Below are 22928 nucleotides of genomic sequence, written 5' to 3' on the forward strand. Positions count from 1 at the left end.
TGATAATCAGCAACGCCGCAGCCACCTGCGGCGGGATGCTTTTATCCTGGCAGTTTCGTCGCCTGGCAACAACCTTGCGCGTGCGTATGGCTTTCCCGCTGCCACACGCACTTACCGTTGACCCAGGTTTGCGCGATGTTACGGTCATCACCCAGCGTCATCAGGACAAACAAACGCTGATGGATATCGTCGCTGTTGGCCATGCGCAGCTGCTGCAGCGGAGAGACGGCAGGATCGATCACCACAAAATCCGCCTCTTTACCGGGGTTGAAGTTGCCGATTTTGTCATCAAGATCCAGCGCATGGGCGCCGCCCAGCGTGGCGTGGTAAATCGCTTCTGCGGCACTGAGTTTGTACTGCTGCAGCTGCCCCACCTTATAGGCCTCACCCAGCGTCTGCAGCATATTGAAGGTGGTGCCGGCGCCGACATCGGTGCCCATGCCCATGCGCACGCGCTGCTGCCAGCGGCGTTTAAGATTGAACAGCCCGCTGCCGAGGAACAGGTTGGAGGTAGGACAGAAGGCCATCGCCGAGTCGGTGTCGTGCAGGCACTGCCATTCGCGATCCTCCAGATGCAGGCAGTGGGCAAATACGCTGCGTTTGCCGGTGAGCTGATGCTGGTGGTACACATCAAGATAGCCGTCATGGGCGGGAAACAGCGTTTTTACCCAGGCGATCTCCTGCTGATTTTCGCTGAGATGGGTATGCAGCCAGGTATCGGGAAACTCGTTTTTCAGCTGCTGCACTTTCTCCAGCAACTGCGGCGATGAGGTCGGCGCAAAGCGCGGCGTCAGCGCATAACCGAGACGCCCGCGCTGGTGCCAGCGCTGAATCAGCTCACGCGTCTGCTGATAACTTTGCGCCGGCGTTTCGGTCAGTTCCGGCGGTGCGTGACGATCCATCATTACCTTGCCGGCGATCAGCCGCATCTCCAGCTGTTCGGCGGCGCTGAACAGCGCGTCTACCGATTGCGGATGCACCGTACCAAACACCAGCGCAGTCGTGGTGCCGTTGGCCAGCAGCTGTTGCAGGAAAAACGCTGACATGCGCGCCGCGTGCGCCGCACAGTGGTACTGGCTCTCGACCGGAAAAGTGTACTGATTGAGCCACTCCAGCAGCTGTTCACCGAACGCGCCGATCATTTCGGTCTGCGGATAGTGAATATGGGTATCCACAAACCCCGGCAGGATCAGCTTGCCGCGCAGATCGATCACCTGCGTTGATTCCAGGTATTGATGTGCCGGCTGCCAGCGCTCCAGACTCACCACTTTGCCGTCGCGCAGCGTCAGCAGACCATCTTCAATATAGCGCGCCCGGTCGGCGAGGCCATCGGGCTGGTCGGCCAGCGCGGGGAAATCAAAAAAACTGGCGCGCAGACGGGTTACAACAGAGTCAGACATGACGCTTCCTTCAGGGGTGTAATGCAGGTTTCAGATAGATATAGCAAAGATATTGCAAACCGCATGCCAGGCAAGCCCACCCAACAATCACTTTAAATTCAGATAAATACCCAATTTCAGCGCGATTATCGTCGCAAAAATTGCAGGCAATCGTATGCGTAACCGATTGCCTGTTCGTGGTTTTACCCTTGCGCATTGCGCTGGCGTTTTACGCCGGGAAAAGGTGCCTGATCGGGCACGCTCATGGTGCAGGGCTGCACCGCAACCGTGCAGGAAAGATTCTGCAACACGCCGCTCACGCTTTTCATGAGCGCCGCTGCGGGGTTAATGCTAAGGTGTGGCAGAGAACCTGAAATCGTATAAGGAACAGTGAGATGATTATTTTTGTTACCGGTGCGACCGCCGGTTTTGGTCAAAGTATCACCCGCCGCTTCATTGCTACAGGTCACAAAGTGATCGCCAGCGGACGCCGTGCTGAGCGTTTGCAGGAATTAAAACAGGAACTGGGCGACAACCTGTACACCGTGCAGCTGGATGTGCGTAACCGCGCGGCTATCGAAGAAGCCATCGCCGCCCTGCCCGCCGAATGGCGTGATATCGATGTGCTGGTTAATAATGCCGGGCTGGCGCTGGGCGTCGAACCGGCGCATAAAGCCAGCGTTGAAGACTGGGAAAATATGATCGACACCAACAACAAAGGGCTGGTGTATATGACGCGCGCCGTGCTGCCTGCCATGGTAGAGCGCAACGTCGGTCACATCGTCAACATTGGCTCGATAGCCGGCAGCTGGCCGTACGCCGGCGGCAACGTGTACGGGGCAACCAAGGCGTTTGTGCGCCAGTTCAGCCTCAACCTGCGCACCGACCTGCACGGCACCGCGCTGCGCGTCACCGATATCGAGCCTGGCCTGGTGGGCGGCACCGAGTTTTCGAACGTGCGCTTCAAAGGTGACGATGGCCGCGCCGATGCGGTGTACGAAGGCACCACCGCGCTGACGGCGGAAGACGTGACGGAAGCGGTCTATTGGGTGACCACGCTGCCGAAGCACGTCAACATCAATACGCTGGAAATCATGCCGGTGACGCAAACCACCGCCGGATTGAAAGTGTTTAAAGAATAAGCAAGCTGCGCGTGGCGGCCCGTCGGGTCGCCCTGCGCGGCCGGTTCAGGCCTTGCCCCAGCCGATAACGATAATCAGCATGCCGCTGAACGCCACCAGCGCACCCACCCAATCCCACGCACTCAGTTTGACGCCATCGACCAGCCGCAGCCAGATCAGCGCCGTTAACACATACACGCCGCCATAAGCCGCATATACCCGGCCGCTGGCTGCCGGATGCAGGGTCAGCAGCCAGACAAACAGCGCCAGGCTGGCTGCGGCCGGTAACAATAGCCAGGCGCTCATGCCGCGCTTCAGCCACAGCCACGGCAGAAAACAGCCGGTGATCTCGGCAATCGCAGTGATAAAAAACAGCAGCGCGGTTTTCACCAGCATACAAAGTCTCTCTGATCGTTAAACAAACCGCTCACCGCTGGTGAGCAAAGAAGCAGCGATGATATACTGGCAGACAGTGTTGTGACAGCCGCCCTGCGCGCTGTGCTGGAGTTAACGAAAGGAAATGACGATGAAAAAACTGTTTTCCGCCCTGCTCGCTACCACGCTGACCGCCAGCGTGATGCTGACTGCGCCGCTGGCTGTCGCTAAGACGGATCGCCTGATTATTGAAGATGGCAACAACGCGGCCAGCAACGAGGCGGCGCGTCAGAGCAAAGAGCAGTGGAACGATACGCGCAACCTGCGTAACAAGGTGAATACCCGCGTGGAGAAAGAGTTCGACAAGGCAGACCGGGCCTTTGATACCCGCGACGCGTGCGAAAAAAGCTACAACGTTAATGCGTACTGGGAACCGAACACCCTGCGCTGCCTCGATCGCCGCACCGGCCGTCCGCTGGCGCCGTAATGCGCGCCAGCTGCTATAGTTTTCACGGGAATGACGCAACAAGGAGTGAGTGATGAAAAAACGTAATGCAGTTGTGTTGCTAATGGCGCTGGCGTTACCGCTGGCGGTGCAGGCGTCCTGCGAAAGCGTGCGCGCCGACATCAGCAAAAAGATCATCAACAATGGCGTGGCGGAATCGGATTTTACGCTGGATATCGTGCCGAACGATCAGGTTGATCAGGCAGGCGGTCAGGTCGTTGGCCACTGTGAAAACGACACGCAGAAAATCGTTTACAAGAAAAACGGTCGCGATGCGGATAGCAGCGTGCCGGACAGCGCGGGCAGCTCGCAGGATGCTCCCGCACAGTAATCCCTTCGGGCGGCTGGTCGGCCGCCCTGCTTTATTCCGCTTCCGGCCGCTGACGCGGCATCAGCCACGCAATCCACAACGTCAGCAGCGCAATCAGCAATGCCACCACAAATACCCAGTGCAGCGAACTGGCAATCTGTCCGGTCCAGAAGTGTAACTGCTCCTGCGGCAGCGCCTGACGGCTCTCCGGTGCCATAATTTTCTGCATCGGATCGCTGGCCTGCGGCAGCCGCAACGACAGGTTGAGATTGAGCACCGCGCCCATTATCGCGGTGCCGATGGCTGAACCCAGCATTCGGCTGAACATGATCGAGGCGGTGCAGATGCCGCGAATTTCATAGTGCGCATGATTTTGTACCGACACCAGAAAGGTGGTGCTGGTCATGCCCATCCCGGTGCCAATAACAAACGCCGTCAGCCCGGCCTGCATGATGCTGCTGTCGGCGCGCAGCAGCAGTAGCAGCGCGCTGCCGGCAATCAGTAAAAACGCGCCGAGCTGCGCGGTAAAGCGATACGAGGTGATCAGCATCAGGCGCCCGCTGAGCGTACTGGCCAGCGGCCAGCCAATTGACATCATCGCCAGCGCGCTGCCCGCCTGCAGCGGCGTGCCGCCAGTAATGCCCTGAATCCACGTCGGCAGAAACGCGCTGATGCCCATCATGGTGGCCCCGATAATCAGGTTCCCGGCATTGCCGGCCACAATCAGGCGGCTGCGCCACAGCGCCAGCGGAAACAGCGGCGCATCGGCGCGCTGCTCGTGATGTTTCAGCCGCCAGCCGGCCAGCAGCGCCAGCGCCAGAAACGGCACCAGCCAGAACCCCAGCGCTTCCGCCTGTAGCAGCGCCACCAGCAGTGCGGTGACGCTGATCATCAACCAGCAGCTGCCGGTCAGATTCAGCGTTGCGCCCTGATGCTGTTCGCGCGCCGGCAGAAAACGCGCCAGCAGCAGCATTGAGAGCAGACCAATCGGCACGTTTACCCAGAAAATCACCGACCAGTTAAAGTGCTGAACCAGCCAGGCGCCGCTGAGCGGACCGATGACGGCCGCGACACCCCAGACGCTGGAGAGCCAGCCCTGCACGCTGGCGCGCTCGCGCGGCGAATAAATGTCCGCCACGATGGTGGTGGTCAGCGGCATAATCGCCCCGGCACCCAGTCCCTGAAAGGCACGAAACACAATCAGCCACGTCATACTATGGGCAAAACCGCATAGCACCGAGCCCAGCAAAAACAGCGTTACGCCGATGAAAAATAATCGTTTGCGGCCCCAGATATCCGCCAGTCTGCCATACAACGGGACGCTCACCGCCTGCGTCAGCAGATAAATAGAAAACACCCAGCCAAACTGCGCGAAACCGCCAAGATCGGCAATGATGGTTGGCATGGCCGTGGCCACAATGGTGACCTCAATGGCAGCCATAAACATCGCCAGCATGCAGGCAATCAGAATCCAGTGGCGATGTTCCGTTTGTATTTGTGCGCTTTCAGTCATACGTCTCCCTTTTTCTTACAAGGCTAGTCGAAATTTCGCCGACTCAGTTTCCTCTGTGTGCGCCTGCTTGTGACAATGTCACCTATCTTGATGAAATTTTTTTATTGTAGAGCGACACCTTATTTCATGCGGGTTTCGCTTAGTTTTACCGCTTTTGTATCTACCTGATTTTGCCGTGAAAACTGGCAATGATCATCAAGCGTTGCTATAGCTCTAAAGGCAGTTTCTGGTTTTTCACTGTGAAAAAGCCGGGAAACAGTCATTTTAACTGCAATTTGACAGCGTGCTGGATTTTCGTCTGTGTATTGCACCGCATAACGCCGGTACGCTGAAAATAACGTCATAAAATCAATCGATTTTTTCAATCAGGGAGACGCACGCTATGCACAATGCATCGCTCGCCCGACGTGCCGGGCTGGCACTGCTCGCCATCGTGGTGGTGATAGCCCTGCTGGTGTGGGGATTAGGGCTGGATACGCTGCGCGACCGCAAGGTGGATTTACTCTACCTTGGGCAGCAACACCTGTACTTAGTGTTCTGGTCGATGTTATGCGCTTTACTGGTTGGCATCCCGAGCGGGATTTTGCTCAGCCGTCCCTTCGCCCGTCGCTGGGCTGAATATGTGATGCAAATCTTCAACGTCGGTAACACGCTGCCACCGCTGGCTGTGCTGGCGCTGGCGATGGTGATTGTCGGCATTGGCGATCGCCCGGCGCTGATCGCCTTGTTCCTCGCCTCGCTGCTGCCGATTGTGCGCAACACCTATGCCGGTCTGAGCGCGGTGCCGCCGTCGCTGATTGAAGCCGCCAACGGTATCGGCATGACCAAACTGCAGCGGCTGCGCCGGGTTGAACTGCCGAATGCGCTGCCGGTGATCCTCGCCGGGGTACGCATCGCGACCGCGATTAACGTCGGCACCGCGCCGCTGGCCTTTTTAATTGGTGCCAGCAGCTACGGCGAGCTGATTTTCCCCGGTATTTATCTCAACGACTTCCCGACGCTGATCCTCGGCGCAGTGGCCACCGCCCTGTTTGCCCTGATCCTCGACATGCTGCTGGCAGCATTGGGACGCGTCCTCAGCCCGCACTCTGCGGCTTAACCCGGAGCATGTAATTATGGCCACTGCTAATCTGCTGGCGCGCTGGGTCAAACGCACCGCGCTGGTCCTGACCGCCACCTTAACCCTCAGTCACAGCGCGCTCGCCGCCACGCCCATCGTGATGGCGACCAAAAGTTTTACCGAGCAACATATCCTGTCTGCCATGACGGTGATGTGGCTGCAAAAGAAAGGTTTTCAGGTCATCCCGAAAACCAACATCGCCACCACCATCGGGCGTAACGCGATGATCAACAAGCAGATTGATATGACGTGGGAATATACCGGCACCTCGCTGATTATTTTCAACCATATCAACAAGCCGATGTCGTCCGAAGAGGCGTACAAAACCGTTAAACAGCTGGACGCGAAGCTGGGACTGGTTTGGCTCAATCCTGCCCCGATGAACAACACCTACGCGTTTGCCATGCAGCGCCAGCGCGCTGACGCCGAAGGCATCAGCACCATGTCGCAGCTGGTGGCGAAGCTGGAACAGGTACGCAACACCGATCCGGATCACAACTGGAAACTCGGTCTCGATCTGGAATTTGCCGGCCGCTCGGATGGTCTGAAACCGCTGCAGAAAGCTTACAACATGCCGCTGGATCGCCCGCAGATACGTCAGATGGACCCCGGCCTGGTGTATAACGCGGTGCGCGACGGCTTTGTTGACGCCGGACTGATTTACACCACCGATGGCCGGGTAAAAGGCTTTGATTTGAAAGTACTGGAGGATGATAAGCACTTCTTCCCAAGTTACAACGTCACGCCGGTAGTGCGTCAGGATGTGCTGGAAAGCCATCCTGGCCTTGAGGCCGCGCTGAATGCGCTGTCGCCGCTGATCACCGATGAAGCCATCACCGAGATGAACAAGCGTGTCGATATCGATCACCAGTCGCCGCAGCAGGTGGCGCGTGATTTCCTCAAATCCAAAAACATGCTGTAAGGAGGCGCAATGGATACCCTGCATTACATCATGGATAACTGGAACACGCTGCTGGCGCTGACCTGGCAGCACACCTGGCTGGTGCTGGTGGCGGTGGGTTTTGCCATCCTCGTCGGCGTGCCGCTGGGCATTCTGATTGTCCGCTTCAAATGGCTGGCAACACCGGTGCTGGGCATCGCCACCATCGTGCTGACCATCCCGACCATTGCGCTGTTTGGCCTGATGATTCCGCTGTTTTCACTGATCGGTCAGGGGATTGGTGCCCTGCCGGCGATTACCGCGGTGTTTCTCTATTCACTGCTGCCGATTGTGCGTAATACCCATACCGCGCTGGAAAATCTGCCGCCCGGGCTGCGCGAAGCCGGTCGCGGTATCGGCATGACCTTCTGGCAGCGCCTGCGCTGGGTGGAAATTCCGATGGCGCTGCCGGTGATTTTTGGCGGTATCCGTACCGCCGTGGTGATGAACGTCGGCGTGATGGCGATTGCGGCGGTGATCGGTGCCGGCGGCCTGGGCCTGCAACTGCTGGACGGCATCAGCGGCAGCGATGTGCGTATGCTGATAGCCGGCGCACTGATGATCTGTTTACTGGCGATTATTCTTGACTGGCTGCTGCACCGTCTGCAGTCGGCGCTGACTCCTAAGGGGATTCGATAATGATAAAACTGGAAAACCTGACGAAAACCTTTACGCAAAAAAACGGCACCACGTTCAATGCCGTTGACAACGTCAGCCTGGAAGTGCCTGCCGGGGAGATGTGTGTGCTGCTGGGCCCGTCCGGCTGCGGCAAAACCACCACGCTGAAGATGATTAACCGTCTGATCCCTGCCAGCAGCGGGCGGATTTTAATTAATGGCGAAGACACCAGCGGCCAGGATACCGTCACGCTGCGCCGTAACATCGGCTATGTGATTCAGCAGATTGGTCTGTTCCCGAACATGACCATTGAAGAGAACATTACCGTGGTGCCGCGCATGCTGGGCTGGGACAAAAAACGCTGTCGGGAACGGGCGACAGAGCTGATGAGCATGGTGGCGCTTGACCCGACGAAGTTTCTGCATCGCTACCCGCGTGAGATGTCGGGCGGCCAGCAGCAGCGCATCGGCGTGATCCGCGCGCTGGCGGCGGATCCACCGGTACTGCTGATGGATGAACCGTTCGGTGCCGTCGACCCGATCAACCGCGAGGTGATTCAGAACGAGTTCCTCGATATGCAGCGCCAGCTGAAGAAAACCGTGATGCTGGTGAGCCATGATATTGATGAGGCGCTGAAGCTCGGTGACCGCATCGCGGTGTTTGGCCAGGGCAAAATCGTGCAGTGTGCCAGCCCGGACGAACTGCTGGCGCAGCCGGCCAACGAATTTGTCGGCTCGTTCGTCGGTCAGGACCGAACGCTGAAACGCCTGCTGCTGGTGCAGGCGGGCGACGTCACCGATCAGCAGCCGACCATCACCGTGCAGCGCAGTACCCCGCTGCAGGAGGCGTTCGCGACCATGGACGACAACGACATGCGTTCGGTCACGGTGGTCGACGAAGATGGCAAACCGCTGGGCTTTGTCAAACGTCGTGAAGCGCGCGGCGCCACCGGCCGCTGCGAGGAGATGCTGCACACCTTTAAGGTCACCGGCAAAGCGGAGGAGAACCTGCGCGTGGTGCTGTCGAAGCTGTATGAACACAACACGGTATGGATGCCGATTGTTGACGAGGAAGGTCGCTACAGCGGCGAAATTTCGCAGGATTACATCGCGGATTACCTCAGCTCCGGCCGCACGCGCCGTCGTCTTAACCCGTAACCCCGACCGAACCGCGCCACGGAGGGCGCGATTCTGAAGGTAAACTGTGCGTCAGTTGCTCTCTTCGACCGCGCCGACCGCCGCAACCGTTTTAGCTTCATTCGGCAGCACCACGTTCAGCAGCATAGCGAGAATTCCACCGGTGGTGACTGCATGACCAAACAGGTTGCTGACCAGCGGCGGGAACTGTTTCAGCACGTCCGGAACCGCTTCCACCCCGAGGCCGATGCCAAACGACACCGCCACAATCAGCATCTCACGCCGCCCCAGTGGGGCCTGCGTCATCACGCGAATACCGGCGGCGACCACGCTGCCAAACATCACCAGCGTTGCCCCGCCCAGCACCGGCGGCGGAATCTGCTGTAGCAGGTTGCCGACCAGCGGGAAGATGCCCAGCAGCACCAGCATCAGGCCAATCACCATCCCCACGTAGCGACTGGCGACGCCGGTCATCTGAATCACCCCGTTGTTCTGCGCAAAGGTGGTATTGGGAAATGCCGAGAACAATGCCGCCAGCAGACAGCTGAGGCCATCGGCCAGAATCCCGCCCTGCAGCCGGCGCTGAAACCCGTCGCCTTCCAGCGGCTGGCGTGAAATCAGACAGTTGGCGGTCAGGTCGCCCACCGCCTCAATCACGCAGATCACCGAGACCAGCGCGATTGGCACAAACAGCGTCCAGCTAAAATCAAAGCCAAAATGCAGCAGCGAAGGCAGCACCAGCCAGTGCGTCTCCGCCATCGGCTTCAGCGGCAGATGACCGCTCAGCGCCGCCGCGATGCAGCCCGCACCAATGCCGGCGACCACCGCCACCAGCCGCGCCCAGCGCGAGTGGGAACGGTTAAGCACGATAATCACCAGCAGGGTCAGCGCCCCCAGCGCCAGATTACCCGGCGCACCAAAATCGCGGGCGTTATGCCCGCCCGCCCAGTCGGTGATACTGACTTTTATCAGGCTGATACCAATCAGGGTGATCACCGTACCGGTCACCACCGGGGTCAGTACTTTACGCAGTGGTGTGATGCAGCGGCTAATCAGCATCGGGATCAGCGCCGCCATCAGGTTGCAGCCAAAAATCATGGCGAGGATCGCCTGCGGTGAACCGCCCTGCGCTTTCACCGTCATCCCCGCAGAGAGAATGACGCCGAGAAAGGCGAAGCTGGTGCCCTGCAGACAGATCATGCCTGCGCCAATGCCGCAGAAACGGCGCGCCTGCAGAAAGGTACCGAGTCCGGAAACCAGCAGCGACATGCTGATGAGATACGGAATCCAGGCCTGTAACCCCAGCACGGAACCGATAATCAGCGGCGGCGTGATGATACCGACCACGCTGGCCAGCACGTGCTGCAGGGCGGCAAAGAACGCCGGTGCAGGACCGATGCGGGCATCCAGCCCGTACAACAAACCTTTATCTTCTTCTGGGTGCGACATAGCAGGGCTCCGGCAAACGATTTATCAGTTTGCCTGATGCATGAAACGCGCCAGGGCGACAACGGACAGGAAAAATTCAGGACAGATGATTGAATATAAACAGGTTTATTGCATAAAAAAAAGCAGCCGCTCCTGAAACTCCGGATTCAGCTGCGTGCGATATGCCGCATTTTGTTTCATCAGGCGGCGGGCTTTGCACTCTCGCTGTGCAGCGCATCACCCCCGAGTAACGTAATATCCAGATAACCACTCAAATCACGCTGTTCGGCGCGCGGCAGATAAGGCAATTCACCCAACAGCGGCGCGTTCAGCTTATCGCGCAGAACATCAATGATTTCAGCATAGTGCGCCAGACCGGGATTGATACGATTGGCGACCCAGCCCGCCAGCGTCAGGCCATCGGCGGCAATCGCTTCGGCGGTCAGTAAAGCGTGGCTAATGCAACCCTCTTTAATGCCCACCACCAGCACCACCGGCAGTTGCGCCTGCTGCACCCACTGCGACAGCGGCCGTAAGTCGTTCATCAGGCTGCGCCAGCCGCCCGTGCCTTCCACCACCACGCGTGCAGCGCGATCCTGTAAGCCAGCCAGCCCGCGATTGAGTAACGGATAATCGATGCGCTGCGCCGGGCTGGTGCTGATTTCATCCTCTTCCAGCGTCACGGGATTGACGTCGCTGTAGTTCAGCGTGAGGCCGGATGCCTGCTGCAGCAGTACGGCATCTTTATTACGGAGCCCTTCCGGCGTGTGCTGCGCGCTTTTGGCAACCGGCTTGTAGCCAGCGGCACACAGATTCGCTTTGGCAAAGCACTGTAACAGTGCGCGGGAAACCACGGTCTTACCCACCGCGGTGTCGGTACCGGTGACAAAAATCGTTTTCACCTTTCTCCTCCTTCATTAAAGCGATGTGTAACCTGCAAAGGAGGCAGTTTAAGGATTTGTCCCAGGCGAGAGCTTGCGTTAGCGCAAACTTAAGGCGGGCTGGCGTTAGCCCTGCAACAGTTTTATCAGTAAATGGCCGCTATAGAGCGCGTCTTTGATCAGCGCCGCGCCGCCCAGCGTGCCGGGATCGTTAAAAGCCGCAGGCGTGAGCTGAATAGCGTGACTGTACGCCGGCAGGGCCTGCTGGCGAATGGTGCTGCTGACTGCCGGGAACAGCACGTCCGCCGCCTGGTTAAGCGGTGAACCGATAAGAATTTGTTGAGGATTAAAGATGTTGACCATCATCGCCAGCATGCGCCCGATATGATGACCGACGCCGGCAATAACGTCCCGCGCCAGCCGGTCGCCCTGCTGCGCAGCGGCACACAGCGAGGCCAGCGTCAGCGGCTGCTGGTGCAGCTGGCTGTCCGGCTGCGACGATAAACGCTGTGCCGCCAGCTGCAGCAGGCTGCCGGTGCTGGCCACCGTTTCCAGACAGCCATGGTTGCCGCAGTAACACTGCTGGCCGTAAGGATCGATCTGCGTATGACCGATCTCCACCAGCGCGCGTCCGCTTTTGTGCAGCAGCTGACCACCGCTGATCACCCCGGCGCCCACCGTTTCGTCAATGACAATCTGAATCACGTCCTGCGCACCCCGTGAAGCACCAAACAGCGCCTCTGCCAGCGTCCATGCGGAGATATCGTGCTGGACAAATACCGGCAGCCCGGTGCGCTGCGCCAGGGTTTCGCCCAGCGGCATATCCTGTACGTCATAGCCCGGCATACGGTGCACCACGCCGGAGGCGGCGTTGATCAGTCCCGGCAGGGTAATGGCGATAGCGGTGAGACGTTCAAGTTTTTGCTGATGGCGAATGAAAAAGGCGTTGACCAGCTCCTGCAGCGTCTGCAGCAGCGGCGTGTCGGCGCTGGCGGGCAGCGGCAGGCGATCTTCCTGTAGCGCGCGGCTGCTGAGATCGCGCAGCGTCAGGGTGATGAACCCCGGCTGAAGGCGAACAGCCAGATAGTGCCAGGCCAGGGTATCGAGGATCAACCCTATCGCCGGCCGTCCGCGACTGCCCGGCTCCTGAAACTCGGTCTCCTGCACCAGATGCGCATCCAGCATTTCGCGCACAATTTTGGTGATGCTGGCCGGGGCCAGCTGAGCACGTTTCGACAGCTCAATCCGCGAAATCGGACCGTAATGGTCAATCAGACGATACACTGCACCGGCATTGGTCTGTTTTATTTGGTCAATATGGCCAGGCTGACTGTCCAGATTCACGCCCTGCTCCCGGATATTTTCGCGCTTCTAAATAAACAGCAGCTATGGTGATGCAGATTGGCGCGCAGCGTCAAATATTTGATTAGAAATGTGATTTATCGCACACAAAGAACGCGGTTTTCTGTACCCGCGGGTTCATTCCTCGGCATTGTGCAGCAGCAGCGCCATCATATTGCTCATCTGCGCACTCGGCTGGCGCAATGCTGACCACACCAGCCACACCTCAGAAATGGCATCGCTTTCCTGTAGCGGAATCCAGGCGACTTCCGCCAGTCGCGCGCGGGCAAACGAGGCGGGTAAAATCGACACGCCAAGGCCGGTTGCCACCAGGCCGAGTATCGTCATGGCTTCACCCACTTCCTGTGTAATGTAAGGTTTGATTTGGTAGCGATGCAGCAGCGCCAGAATTTCACCGTACAGGGCCGTGCCGCCCTGCGCATCAAAGAAAACAAAAGGTTCGCTGGCTAACGCCCGGATGCTAATTGACGTGGCCTGTGCCAGCGGATGCGCGTGGTGCACCACCGCGCACAGCGGTTCACGCAGCAACAGGCGGTGCTGAAGATCCTCCGGCAGCGGCGTATTGCGCATGACGCCCAGATCGAGTCGTCCCTCGTGCAGCGGCGCCAGCTGCTGCCGCGTGTTGTACTCCTGCATCTGAATATGCACCTCCGGCCAGCTCTGCCGATAGTGATACAGCGCATCCGACACCAGTCCGGTAAACGGCGCCGAGGAGGTAAAGCCGATGCGCAGCTCTCCCTGCTGACCGTGATGAATGCGCGCCGCGCGCCCGGCCGCCTGTTCCACCTGCAATAAAACCGCGCGCGCATCCTGTAAAAACGACTGGCCGGCCGGCGTGAGCTGTACGCTGCGATTAGTGCGGGTGAACAGCTGCGCGTCCAGCGCCTGTTCCAGCTGCAGAATCTGCTGACTGAGCGGCGGCTGAGAAATGTGCAGCCGCTGTGCGGCGCGGCCAAAGTGCAACTCTTCCGCAACGGCAATAAAGTAGCGCAGATGGCGCAGCTCAATCATCATATCTTAAACGTCTCATTTGAGATTATTAATATATTGTACAACCTATTTAGCCTTTCCTACAGTATTCAGACATTTGCTGAATTGAGGATGTACTGTGAGTCGCTCTTCCCAGGCTGTGACGCTTGATGAGGACAGCTTGTCCACGAAGCCTGTTACCGCCGATACCGCTACTGAATGGATTGAACGTGGATCGCCGCAGTTTATGCGCGTGACGCTGGCGCTGTTCTCTGCCGGTCTTGCCACTTTCGCCCTGCTCTATTGCGTACAACCGATTCTGCCGGTGCTGTCACAGCAGTTTGGCGTGACGCCTGCCGAAAGCAGTATTTCGCTGTCGCTCTCCACCGGGCTGATGGCGCTGGGCCTGCTGTTCACCGGCCCGCTGTCAGATGCGATTGGGCGTAAATCGGTGATGGTGACCGCGCTGATGCTGGCGGCGATTTGTACGCTGATCTCCGCCACCATGAGCAGCTGGCAGGGGATTCTGCTGATGCGCGCGCTGACCGGTCTGTCGCTCAGTGGCGTCGCGGCGGTGGGCATGACTTACCTGAGCGAAGAGATGCACCCGCGGGTCATCGCCTTCTCCATGGGGCTGTACATCAGCGGTAACTCGATTGGCGGCATGAGCGGTCGTTTACTCTCCGGTGTGCTGACCGACTTTTTCTCATGGCGTATTGCCATTGGCGTCATTGGCTGCTGCGCGCTGGCTGGCGCGCTGATGTTCTGGAAAATTCTGCCCGCGTCGCGCCATTTTCGCCCTGCGTCGCTGCGGCCACGCAGTCTGCTGATCAACTTCCGCCTGCACTGGCGCGACAAAGGGTTGCCGCTGCTGTTTGCCGAAGGCTTTCTGCTGATGGGCGCGTTTGTCACGCTGTTTAACTACATTGGCTACCGTTTACTGAGCGCGCCGTGGTCACTGAGCCAGGCGGTGGTCGGGCTGCTGTCTGTGGTGTATCTCACCGGTTCGTGGAGTTCGCCGAAAGCTGGCGCGATGACCAGCCGCTTTGGTCGCGGTCCGGTGATGACGGGCGCCACGGCGATCATGCTGGCCGGTCTGCTGCTGACCGCCTTTAATTCGCTGTGGCTGATTCTGCCGGGCATGATGTTGTTCACTGCCGGCTTCTTTGCCGCCCATTCGGTGGCCAGCGGCTGGATTGGACCGCGCGCGCGCCGGGCGAAAGGCCAGGCATCATCACTTTACCTGTTCAGCTACTACGTGGGCTCCAGCGTGGCCGGCACCCTCGGCGGCGTGTTCTGGCACCGCTACGGCTGGCCGGGCGTAACCCTGTTTATCAGCGCCCTGCTGGTGCTGGCACTGCTGGTTGGCCTGCGTTTACAGGACCGCAAACTGTAATACCCTTCATCGTTAGCGCGGGACCTCAGCGTCCCGCCTGCTCCGCTGGATTCGAATAATCAGGCATTCGCGCCGTACCACTTAAAACAAAATAGCAATTCATCGCTATAATTCGTTCTATTCCAATAATACATAGACTTATTTTTTACACAGCAATGAGGTAGTCAGATGGAGCTTTACTATTATGTCGATAAGCATGCCGGTTATAACGACAATCATGTGGTGCATGCGAAGGGCTGTCCGTTCCTGCCTTCCGACGGCGGTCGCCGTTTTCTGGGGACTTTTTACACGCCCGGTGCCGCAATCCAGCAGGCGCGTAAATTTTACGCCACTGCGTTGGGCTGCGAACACTGCTGCCCGGTGGGCGTAAAAAAAAATCCGACCCACAACTTTAGCGTGGCACTAAAGCATATGGCGTGACTCTGATAATCCTGGTCTGAACCACACCCGTCCGCACGATACCCGCCCTCAGCACGGCTAAGCGATTTTTCTATTACAGAAACACCTGACTTAGCCTGTGCTGGTACGGCAGACTCGCGGGCCGGCAGCACGCAGCCGCAACAACTCTCCATAACCGCAGGCTATTTACCACGCTCAGCGCGATAAGAAATATTCAGTGATAAAACCCGGGTTAACGGTTTTCATCGGCTGACTAATGCTCCACAATAGCGGAAATTTGTGATCGAGGTCACTTTACCGGGTGCGTTCCTGCCCCCTCACTCGTCGTTTAGCCGATTTGAATTCAATGCAATCAACAACCGTTTCCCGTAAAACAGCCTGGCTGCGCGTGGTGCTGCTGGCTATCGCTGCTTTTGTCTTCAATACCACCGAATTTGTGCCGGTTGGCCTGCTTTCGGACATCGCCAGCAGCTTTGCAATGAAAACCGCTGATGTCGGTATCATGCTGACCATCTATGCCTGGGTCGTGGCGCTGTTATCGCTGCCGTTAATGCTGCTGACGCGCAACGTCGAGCGCCGCCTGCTGCTGGCCATCCTGTTTATTCTGTTTGTTGCCAGCCACCTGTTATCGGCTGTGGCGTGGGATTTCACGTCGCTGGTGCTGTCGCGCATTGGCATTGCGCTGGCGCACGCGGTGTTCTGGTCGATCACCGCCTCGCTGGCGATTCGCGTTGCGCCGGCCGGCAAGAAAACCCAGGCGTTGAGTATGCTGGCCACGGGCACGGCGCTGGCGATGGTGCTGGGCGTACCGATTGGTCGTATTGTGGGTCAGTATCTGGGCTGGCGTACCACCTTTGGTATGATCGGCCTGTCAGCGCTGGTACTGCTGATTATGCAGGTGCGGATACTACCGCGCCTGCCGAGTGAGCACACCGGTTCACTCAGCAGCGTGCCGATGCTGTTTCGCCGCCCGGCGCTGGTGGCGATGTACATTCTGGTCACCGTCGTGGTGACCGCGCACTACACCGCTTACAGCTATATCGAGCCGTTTATGCAGGTAGTGGCCAGTGCCGATGAGAACTTCACCACCCTGTTACTGCTGCTGTTCGGCTCAGCCGGCATTCTGGGCAGCATTCTGTTCAGCACGCTGGGCAATAAATTCCCGTCCGCGCTGCTGATCGCCGCCATTGCGCTGATTACCCTGTGTATGGGTCTGCTGGTGTTTGCTGCGGTACGTCCGGCAGCGATTACCGTGCTGTGTATTATCTGGGGAATGGCAATGATGATGATCGGCCTGGCGATGCAGGTGCGCGTGCTATCGCTGGCACCGGACGCCACCGACGTCGCCATGTCGCTGTTTTCCGGTATTTATAACATCGGCATCGGCGCAGGCGCGCTACTCGGTAACCAGGTCAGTCTGCATCTGCAGATGGCAGACGTGGGCAACGTGGGCGCAATCATTGGCCTGGCGGGACTGTTCTGGTGCATCGCCATTTTCCGCCGTTATCCGCAGCTGCGCTCCAACGGCTAGTGCGTTTGGCAGTTAGCGGCGCCCCTGGCGGCGCCGCTACTGACATGGACGGCTAAGGCAGGAAAAACATCTGCTGTAATGCTTTGCTCACCGGGCTGTTGTCGGGATTTGATGGCATCAGATCACGCATCGACGCCCACCAGCGCTGACACACCTCAGTTTGCGCCACGGCCTGCCAGCGCGCTTCGGATTCAACCTCGACGCTGGCAAACAGCAGGTTGCGTTCAGCATCCAGCCAGATCGCGTAGTTGTGCGCGCCATGCGCTTTCAGCGTCCGTTCCAGCTCCGGCCAGATTGGCGTGTGACGGCGCTGATACTCTGCATGGCAGTGCGCATAGACTTGCATGACGAACGCTTTACGCAACATCACTGCGCTCCGCCTGCAGCGCCGCCGGCCACGGCTTCACGTTAAAGCGCTCGCCCAGCGCAATCAGCTGTTCAGTGGTGATGCTCTGACGAATGCCGCCCATCGACAGCGCCATGACCACCACCTGCGATGACTTCTCAGCGGTATCAATCAGACCAAAGGTTTCGTCGAGCGTCGGTCCGGCGCCAAAGATTCCGTGGAAAGGCCACATCACCAGGCTATGGCTGGCCATCGCTTCTGCCGTCGCCTGACCAATGCCATCGGTACCCGGTACCATCCAGGGCAAAATGCCGACGCCATCGGGGAACACCACCAGGCACTCGGTGCTGCCCTCCCACAGCAGGCGGGTAAAGCGCGCCGCATCCAGATCCACCACATAGCTGAGCGCCATGAAGTGGGTGGCGTGACAGTGCATAATCACCCGGTCCGCGCCGTGGCTCAGTGCCTTGCGTACGCTGTGTGACTGAAAGTGCGCCGCCAGCTCGGACGTTGGCAGCCCTCCGTTGCTGAGCCCCCAGTGAATTTTGTACGACAGCCCTTTGTCATCCACCTGCAGCAGCACCAGACTGTCTGCCGGATCGAGCTGCACGTTGCGAAAGAACTTACCGGAGCCGGTCACCAGGAACCAGTCGTTGGCCAGCGCGGGCGCCGGCTTGCTCAGCTCAATACAGCGCGGTGCCGGATAAAAATCGCTGGCATACGCGCTGACCTCTTCCGGCAACAGACGCAGACTGACGTTGCCGCCGTTACGTTCATCCCAGCCTTTCAGCCACATGTCACTGGTGGCTTTAACCATGTCGCGCACAAACCACGCGGAGAGAATTGTTTGCATGAATCGATTCCTTAACGTTGACGCAGCACGTGTTGTTCGTAGTGACGGACTTCGCTCAGCCATCTGGCATCGGCTGGCACATCGTGGCGCAGGCACCACGCTTCCCATACCGCCTGCCACGGCAGCGACTTTTGCTCTTCAAGCAGCGCCAGCCGGGCGGTGAAATCCCCATCACGCTCCCGCTGACGCAGCTGTTCGCCCGGCTCCAGCAGCGCCCGCAACAGGGCTTTTTGGGTATTGCGCGTGCCGATCACCCAGGCAGCAATGCGGTTGATCGAGGCATCGAAGAAGTCGAGACCGATGTGCACCCTGTCGAACAACTTTTGACGGGCGATCTCACTGGCAATCGCCTGGGTTTCATCATCCAGCAGCACCACGTGATCGCTGTCCCAGCGGACCGGACGGCTGACGTGCAACAGCAGGCGCGGCACAAACAGCATAGCGCTGGAGATTTTGTCGGAGATCACTTCGGTAGGATGGAAGTGGCCGGCATCCAGCGTCAGCGCGGTCTGGCGGCTGGTGGCGTAACCGAGGCAGAACTCACTGGAACCCACGGTGTAACTCTCCGCGCCAATGCCAAACAGTTTGCTTTCCACCGCATCAATGTGGTGCTGCGGATTCAGCGGTTCACGGATGATCTCATCCAGCGCACTGGCGAGACGCTGGCGCGGCGCGAGGCGATCGACGGTGAGATCTTTCATCCCGTCCGGCACCCAGATATTCATGACTGACGGCGTGCCCAGCTGCTCGCCAAACCAGGCGGAAATACGGCGGCTGGCGGTGCAGTGGTCGATCCAGAACTGGCGAATGCCCGGATCGGCATGCGACAGCGTAAACCCGTCTGCGCTGAGCGCATGAGAAAAACAGGTTGGGTTAAAATCCAGCCCCAGCTGCCTGCTTTTCGCCCACTCCAGCCAGTTGCTGAAGTGCTGCGGCTCAATCGCATCACGTTCTACCGGGCGGTCGCTTTCAAGGTAGATGGCATGCAGGTTGAGGCGTTTGGCGCCGGGAATCAGCGACATCGCTTTGTCGAGATCGGCACGCAGTTCAACCGCGTTGCGCGCCCGCCCCGGATAGTTGCCGGTCGCCTGAATGCCGCCGGTGAGCGCCCCCTGCGGATTCTCAAACCCACGTACATCGTCGCCCTGCCAGCAGTGCATCGACACCGGAATGGTATCCAGTTGTGCCATCACCTGTTCCACATCTACCCCAATGGCGGCGTAGCGTTGTCTGGCCAGTTCAAAGGCCTGTTCAATCAGCTTTGTCATATGCAAGTTCCTTAGCAGGTAGGCTCAGCGCCGCAAAGCGAGCCTGATGGGCCGCAAAGACGCTGTGATTCAGCGGGATAAATTTTTCTAACGGGAAGTTGTGGCGAATGCAGCGGCGTAAATCGGCCACGTCGCGCAACTCACCCAGCGCGATCAGCTGGCAGCCGATGTTGCCCAGCGTCGAGGCTTCAACCGGGCCGGCAAACACCGGCAGCTGGCAGGCATCGGCGCACAGCTGGTTAAGCAGCGGATTCTGGCAGCCACCACCGACGATATGTAACTGACGCAGCGCAGTGCCGCGCAGGTGGCTAAGCTCCTGCAGCGTCTGCGAATAGAGCAGCGCCAGGCTGTCAAAGATGGTGCGCGCCAGCGCCGCCGGGCTGTGCGGCACTGGCATCGCCTGTTCGGCGCAGGCGTTCTGGATCTCCTGCACCATACTGGCCGGATTAATGAAGCGGTGATGATTAGGATGAATCAGGGCGCGGCAGGCCGGTTCCCGCGCGGCGTTGGCGATCAGCGCAGTGAGATCGCTGATGTGCAGTTCGCTGCACACCCGCTGCAACAGCCACAGGCCCATGATGTTTTTCAGCACCCGATAGCCTTCCGCACCGCCCTCATTGGTCAGATTAGCCTGCAGCGCCGCCTCGCTGACACAGGGCTGCAGGCTTTCGATGCCGATCAGCGACCAGGTGCCGGAGCTGAGATAGGCAGCATCGTCCTGCTCCAGCGGCGTGGCCAGCACCGCGCTGGCGGTATCATGGGTGGCGACGGCGATCACCGGAATGCGCTGGTCGTTTGCGTTGCGCCAGTAACCGACGGTATTGCCCGGTGCACGCGGCGTGCCGAACCAGCTGGCGTCTGCGCCCGCCCAGGCCAGCAGCTCGCGATCCCATTCGCCGCTGTGGATGTTGAGCAGCTGGGTGGTGGTGGCGTTGGTGTATTCCCAGTTGAGTTCACCGGTCAGGCGATAGTGCAGATAATCCGGAATCATCAACGCGTGCTTCACCTGCGCCTGCCAGTCCGGCTGCTGCAGATGCAGCGCGCGCAGCTGATACAGCGTGTTGAACGGCAGAAACTGAATGCCGGTGCGCTGATAGAGCGCCGGTTTCCCGAGTTCACGCATCGCCTGGGCCATCAGGCCGTCGGTGCGTTTATCACGGTAGCTGACCGCTTCGCCTACCCGCTCGCCGTGCGCGTCCAGCAGCACCAGGTCCACGCCCCAGGTATCAATGCCGAGGCTGTCCGGCACAATGCCCTCCTCATCCAGCTGCTGCAACCCGGCGCGGATCTCCTGTTCCAGCCGGTCCAAATCCCAGCAGTCATAATCGCCGCGCTGCACGCGCGGGTTGGCGAAACGCCGCACTTCGCGCAGGCTGAGCTGCTGACGGTCAGCCTGCCAGCTGGCCAGCATGACGCGGCCACTGGATGCGCCTAAATCGATGGCAACAATATTACGCAGACTCATGGCGATACTCCCTGTGAAGACATGGCGACAGAGTAGAAATCCTGCGCCGCAGGCACCTTCCCGCTAGTGCCAGCGGGTCATCACCGCTGGCAGGTTTGCAAAGGTGTTCGTGAGTGAGCTCACAGAACCGCATAACGGCAGAGTTGTGAGCCTTGCCGCAATTCCATCAATCACTTAGGCGATCTTGAATAATTGGCGATTTTCCTGCGCTGCCCGGTGCAAAATTCAAGGTAAGGTGGCAGGCGGCTGCGTAGACTCGGTTACGGTTTTGTTAACTGAGGGCGCATGATGACGGTATTACACAGTGCTGATTTCTTTCCGGCCGGCGATTACACGATAGCCATTGAACCGCGTGTGCCGCAGTCGGCGTTTCCGGAGCATCACCATGATTTTCATGAAATTGTGCTGGTGGAACAGGGCTCGGGTATCCACGTATTCAATGGTCAGCCGCAGGCGCTCAGCGCCGGCTGCGTCTGTTTTGTGCGCGATCACGATCGCCATCTGTACGAGCAAACCGACAATCTGTGCCTGACGAATGTGCTGTATCGCAGTCCGGCAGCGTTCCGCTTTCTGTCCGGCCTGCAGGCGCTGCTGCCGCGCGAACAGGACGGCCAGTATGTTTCACACTGGCGGATCAACCATAAAGTGATGGCGCAGGCGCTGCAGCTGGTGACGCAGATGAAGCAGCCGGCCAGCTGGTCGCTGGAACGTCAGGCGCAGCAGGAACAACACTTTTTGCAGCTGCTGGTGCTGCTGCGCGAGGCGGCGCACAACGATCAGGCGCAGGACCAGGATGCCCGCCTGCACCGCTTGCTGGACTGGCTGAATGCGCACTACAGTGAGGAGATTGCGTGGGAATCGCTGGCCGATCGCTTCTGTTTGTCGCTGCGTACCCTGCATCGCCAGATGAAGCAGCAGACCGGCAGCACGCCGCAGCGCTATCTTAATCGGCTGCGTTTATTGCAGGCGCGGCACCTGTTGCGCCACAGCGAGATGCGCATCACGGACATCGCCTATCAGTGTGGGTTTGGTGACAGTAATCACTTCTCCACCCTGTTCCGGCGGGAATTTGGCTGCGCGCCGCGCATGGCGCGCCAGCAGATGGGGTAACCGGAGGGCTGACATGCCGCTGTTACTGACGCGCGAGGATTACTTCCCGGCCAGCAATTTGCCTATTGCCGTGGCAGAACGCATGCCGCAACCCTCTTTCCCACCGCACCGGCATGAGTTCAGCGAGATTGTGATTGTCTGGCGCGGTAATGGCCTGCATATCCTCAACGATCGGCCGTGGCTGATCACCTGCGGCGACGTGTTTTACATCCGCGACAGTGATTGCCACAGCTTTGATAGCGTCAACGACCTGGCGCTAGACAATATTCTCTACTGCCGCGATCGCTTCAGCCTGGCGCTCGACTGGCAGCAGCTGCTGCCGCCACAGGATGAAGAGACACCCGCCAGCTGGCGCCTGACCACGCGCGGCATGGCACTGGCGCGCGGCGTCATCAGCCAGCTGGAGCGCGAAAGTCGCAAAAGCGATTCGCTATCGATTCAGCTGTCGGAAGCGCTGTTTTTGCAGCTGGCACTGATATTGCGCCGTCACGGCTACGCCGCCGATCGGCCGTGGGTGCTGCCGGAGGGCGAACAGCTCGATCTGCTAATGTCGGCGCTGCTCGGCGATATCAGCCGCCCCTTCGATCTGCCCCATTTCTGCCAGCAAAATCAGCTCAGCGAACGGTCGCTGAAACAGCTGTTCCGTCAGCAAACCGGCATGACCATCGGCCACTACCTGCGTCAGCTGCAGCTGTGTCAGGCAAAATATCTGTTGCGCACGCAGGCATGTCTGATTAGCGAAGTGGCGGCGCGCTGCGGGTTTGATGACAGCAACTACTTTTCCGTGGTGTTTACGCGAGAAACCGGGTTAACGCCCAGTGCATGGCGTCAGCGTTTTTTGTCGCCGCGCGAACCGATGGCAGACAAAGAAAAAGCCTGACGCGCGCAGAGACGCGTCAGGCG

Annotated in this window: 24 protein-coding genes; 12 read left to right on the forward strand and 12 right to left on the reverse strand. The window is 59.1% G+C overall.

The genetic code is table 11. From position 1 onward, the window contains the following. Positions 1-41: 41 nt before the first annotated feature. Positions 42-1400, reverse strand: a complete 1359-nt coding sequence (gene guaD, locus AC6I79_RS10005; RefSeq protein ID WP_058774693.1) for a guanine deaminase — start codon at positions 1398-1400, stop codon at positions 42-44. Positions 1401-1774: 374 nt separating this feature from the next. On the opposite strand from guaD, the gene ydfG reads away from it, so the two are divergent. Beyond that, the gene (ydfG, locus tag AC6I79_RS10010; RefSeq protein ID WP_058774694.1) at positions 1775-2521 is read left to right on the forward strand and encodes a bifunctional NADP-dependent 3-hydroxy acid dehydrogenase/3-hydroxypropionate dehydrogenase YdfG; all 747 of its coding nucleotides are present in this window, start codon (positions 1775-1777) and stop codon (positions 2519-2521) included. A gap of 45 nt (positions 2522-2566) precedes the next feature. Here the strand turns inward: ydfG and AC6I79_RS10015 are convergent, their stop codons facing one another. After that, complete coding sequence (locus AC6I79_RS10015) at positions 2567-2893, reverse strand: YnfA family protein (protein WP_031279118.1); 327 nt, start codon at positions 2891-2893, stop codon at positions 2567-2569. A 133-nt stretch (positions 2894-3026) separates the two neighbouring features. Between AC6I79_RS10015 and AC6I79_RS10020 the strand changes: the two genes are divergently transcribed. Both AC6I79_RS10020 and AC6I79_RS10025 read left to right on the forward strand, forming a co-directional pair. Beyond that, positions 3027-3362: a DUF1283 family protein gene (locus tag AC6I79_RS10020; protein WP_058758533.1), complete on the forward strand. Its 336-nt coding sequence runs from the start codon at positions 3027-3029 to the stop codon at positions 3360-3362. Between the two features lie 52 nt (positions 3363-3414). Next, positions 3415-3711, forward strand: a complete 297-nt coding sequence (locus tag AC6I79_RS10025) for a DUF1161 domain-containing protein (protein WP_058769782.1) — start codon at positions 3415-3417, stop codon at positions 3709-3711. A 31-nt stretch (positions 3712-3742) separates the two neighbouring features. Here the strand turns inward: AC6I79_RS10025 and AC6I79_RS10030 are convergent, their stop codons facing one another. Next, positions 3743-5203, reverse strand: coding sequence for an MDR family MFS transporter (locus AC6I79_RS10030; RefSeq protein WP_058774695.1), 1461 nt, complete (start codon positions 5201-5203; stop codon positions 3743-3745). Positions 5204-5322: 119 nt separating this feature from the next. Next, positions 5323-5568 (reverse strand): hypothetical protein, encoded by a 246-nt coding sequence (locus AC6I79_RS10035; RefSeq protein WP_125308735.1) that lies wholly within the window; start codon positions 5566-5568, stop codon positions 5323-5325. A 17-nt stretch (positions 5569-5585) separates the two neighbouring features. Between AC6I79_RS10035 and AC6I79_RS10040 the strand changes: the two genes are divergently transcribed. Genes AC6I79_RS10040 through osmV form a run of 4 tightly spaced genes read left to right on the forward strand, consistent with a single transcriptional unit; the run spans position 5586 to position 9038 of the window. After that, a complete protein-coding gene (locus AC6I79_RS10040) occupies positions 5586-6302 on the forward strand; it encodes an ABC transporter permease (RefSeq protein ID WP_021506071.1) in 717 nt (238 codons plus the stop codon). 16 nt (positions 6303-6318) lie between these two features. Further along, the gene (locus AC6I79_RS10045; RefSeq protein ID WP_058774696.1) at positions 6319-7245 is read left to right on the forward strand and encodes a glycine betaine ABC transporter substrate-binding protein; all 927 of its coding nucleotides are present in this window, start codon (positions 6319-6321) and stop codon (positions 7243-7245) included. A 9-nt stretch (positions 7246-7254) separates the two neighbouring features. Continuing rightward, entirely contained in the window at positions 7255-7902 is a 648-nt protein-coding gene (gene osmW / locus AC6I79_RS10050) for an osmoprotectant ABC transporter permease OsmW (RefSeq protein WP_021506073.1), read from the forward strand. Beyond that, positions 7902-9038: an osmoprotectant ABC transporter ATP-binding protein OsmV gene (gene osmV / locus AC6I79_RS10055; protein WP_021506074.1), complete on the forward strand. Its 1137-nt coding sequence runs from the start codon at positions 7902-7904 to the stop codon at positions 9036-9038. Before osmW ends, osmV begins: the two co-directional genes overlap by 1 nt. Positions 9039-9089: 51 nt before the next feature. Here osmV and AC6I79_RS10060 read toward each other — a convergent pair whose 3' ends face one another. The 4 genes from AC6I79_RS10060 to AC6I79_RS10075 all read right to left on the reverse strand — a co-directional run bounded on the left by AC6I79_RS10060 (position 9090) and on the right by AC6I79_RS10075 (position 13702). Continuing rightward, positions 9090-10466, reverse strand: coding sequence for a nucleobase:cation symporter-2 family protein (locus AC6I79_RS10060; RefSeq protein ID WP_104092929.1), 1377 nt, complete (start codon positions 10464-10466; stop codon positions 9090-9092). Between the two features lie 179 nt (positions 10467-10645). Beyond that, positions 10646-11347 (reverse strand): dethiobiotin synthase, encoded by a 702-nt coding sequence (bioD, locus tag AC6I79_RS10065; RefSeq protein WP_021506076.1) that lies wholly within the window; start codon positions 11345-11347, stop codon positions 10646-10648. Positions 11348-11452: 105 nt separating this feature from the next. Beyond that, positions 11453-12670 carry a sugar metabolism global transcriptional regulator Mlc gene (gene mlc, locus AC6I79_RS10070; RefSeq protein ID WP_021506077.1) on the reverse strand — a complete coding sequence of 406 codons (1218 nt, stop codon included), beginning with the start codon at positions 12668-12670 and terminating at the stop codon, positions 11453-11455. A 135-nt stretch (positions 12671-12805) separates the two neighbouring features. Beyond that, positions 12806-13702 (reverse strand): LysR family transcriptional regulator, encoded by an 897-nt coding sequence (locus tag AC6I79_RS10075; protein ID WP_127834072.1) that lies wholly within the window; start codon positions 13700-13702, stop codon positions 12806-12808. Between the two features lie 94 nt (positions 13703-13796). Between AC6I79_RS10075 and ynfM the strand changes: the two genes are divergently transcribed. The 3 genes from ynfM to AC6I79_RS10090 all read left to right on the forward strand — a co-directional run bounded on the left by ynfM (position 13797) and on the right by AC6I79_RS10090 (position 16983). After that, complete coding sequence (gene ynfM / locus AC6I79_RS10080; RefSeq protein WP_260641919.1) at positions 13797-15053, forward strand: multidrug efflux MFS transporter YnfM/SxtP(Kp); 1257 nt, start codon at positions 13797-13799, stop codon at positions 15051-15053. Positions 15054-15221: 168 nt separating this feature from the next. After that, on the forward strand, positions 15222-15473 hold the full coding sequence (locus AC6I79_RS10085; RefSeq protein WP_021506080.1) for a hypothetical protein: 252 nt from the start codon (positions 15222-15224) through the stop codon (positions 15471-15473). 325 nt (positions 15474-15798) lie between these two features. Further along, positions 15799-16983: a sugar transporter gene (locus AC6I79_RS10090; RefSeq protein WP_498027266.1), complete on the forward strand. Its 1185-nt coding sequence runs from the start codon at positions 15799-15801 to the stop codon at positions 16981-16983. Positions 16984-17035: 52 nt separating this feature from the next. Here the strand turns inward: AC6I79_RS10090 and rhaM are convergent, their stop codons facing one another. Genes rhaM through rhaB form a run of 4 tightly spaced genes read right to left on the reverse strand, consistent with a single transcriptional unit; the run spans position 17036 to position 20915 of the window. Beyond that, entirely contained in the window at positions 17036-17350 is a 315-nt protein-coding gene (gene rhaM, locus AC6I79_RS10095) for an L-rhamnose mutarotase (protein ID WP_159378421.1), read from the reverse strand. Beyond that, the gene (rhaD, locus tag AC6I79_RS10100; RefSeq protein ID WP_088515799.1) at positions 17340-18182 is read right to left on the reverse strand and encodes a rhamnulose-1-phosphate aldolase; all 843 of its coding nucleotides are present in this window, start codon (positions 18180-18182) and stop codon (positions 17340-17342) included. Before rhaD ends, rhaM begins: the two co-directional genes overlap by 11 nt. A gap of 11 nt (positions 18183-18193) precedes the next feature. Continuing rightward, positions 18194-19450 (reverse strand): L-rhamnose isomerase, encoded by a 1257-nt coding sequence (locus AC6I79_RS10105; protein WP_498027267.1) that lies wholly within the window; start codon positions 19448-19450, stop codon positions 18194-18196. Next, positions 19434-20915, reverse strand: a complete 1482-nt coding sequence (rhaB, locus tag AC6I79_RS10110) for a rhamnulokinase (protein ID WP_127834069.1) — start codon at positions 20913-20915, stop codon at positions 19434-19436. The genes AC6I79_RS10105 and rhaB overlap by 17 nt, the downstream gene beginning before the upstream one ends. A gap of 288 nt (positions 20916-21203) precedes the next feature. On the opposite strand from rhaB, the gene rhaS reads away from it, so the two are divergent. After that, the gene (gene rhaS / locus AC6I79_RS10115; RefSeq protein WP_481658074.1) at positions 21204-22025 is read left to right on the forward strand and encodes an HTH-type transcriptional activator RhaS; all 822 of its coding nucleotides are present in this window, start codon (positions 21204-21206) and stop codon (positions 22023-22025) included. Positions 22026-22038: 13 nt separating this feature from the next. After that, the gene (gene rhaR, locus AC6I79_RS10120) at positions 22039-22905 is read left to right on the forward strand and encodes an HTH-type transcriptional activator RhaR (RefSeq protein WP_058758520.1); all 867 of its coding nucleotides are present in this window, start codon (positions 22039-22041) and stop codon (positions 22903-22905) included. Positions 22906-22928: the final 23 nt, after the last annotated feature.

It is taken from the genome of gamma proteobacterium symbiont of Scutellera amethystina, assembly GCF_059730845.1.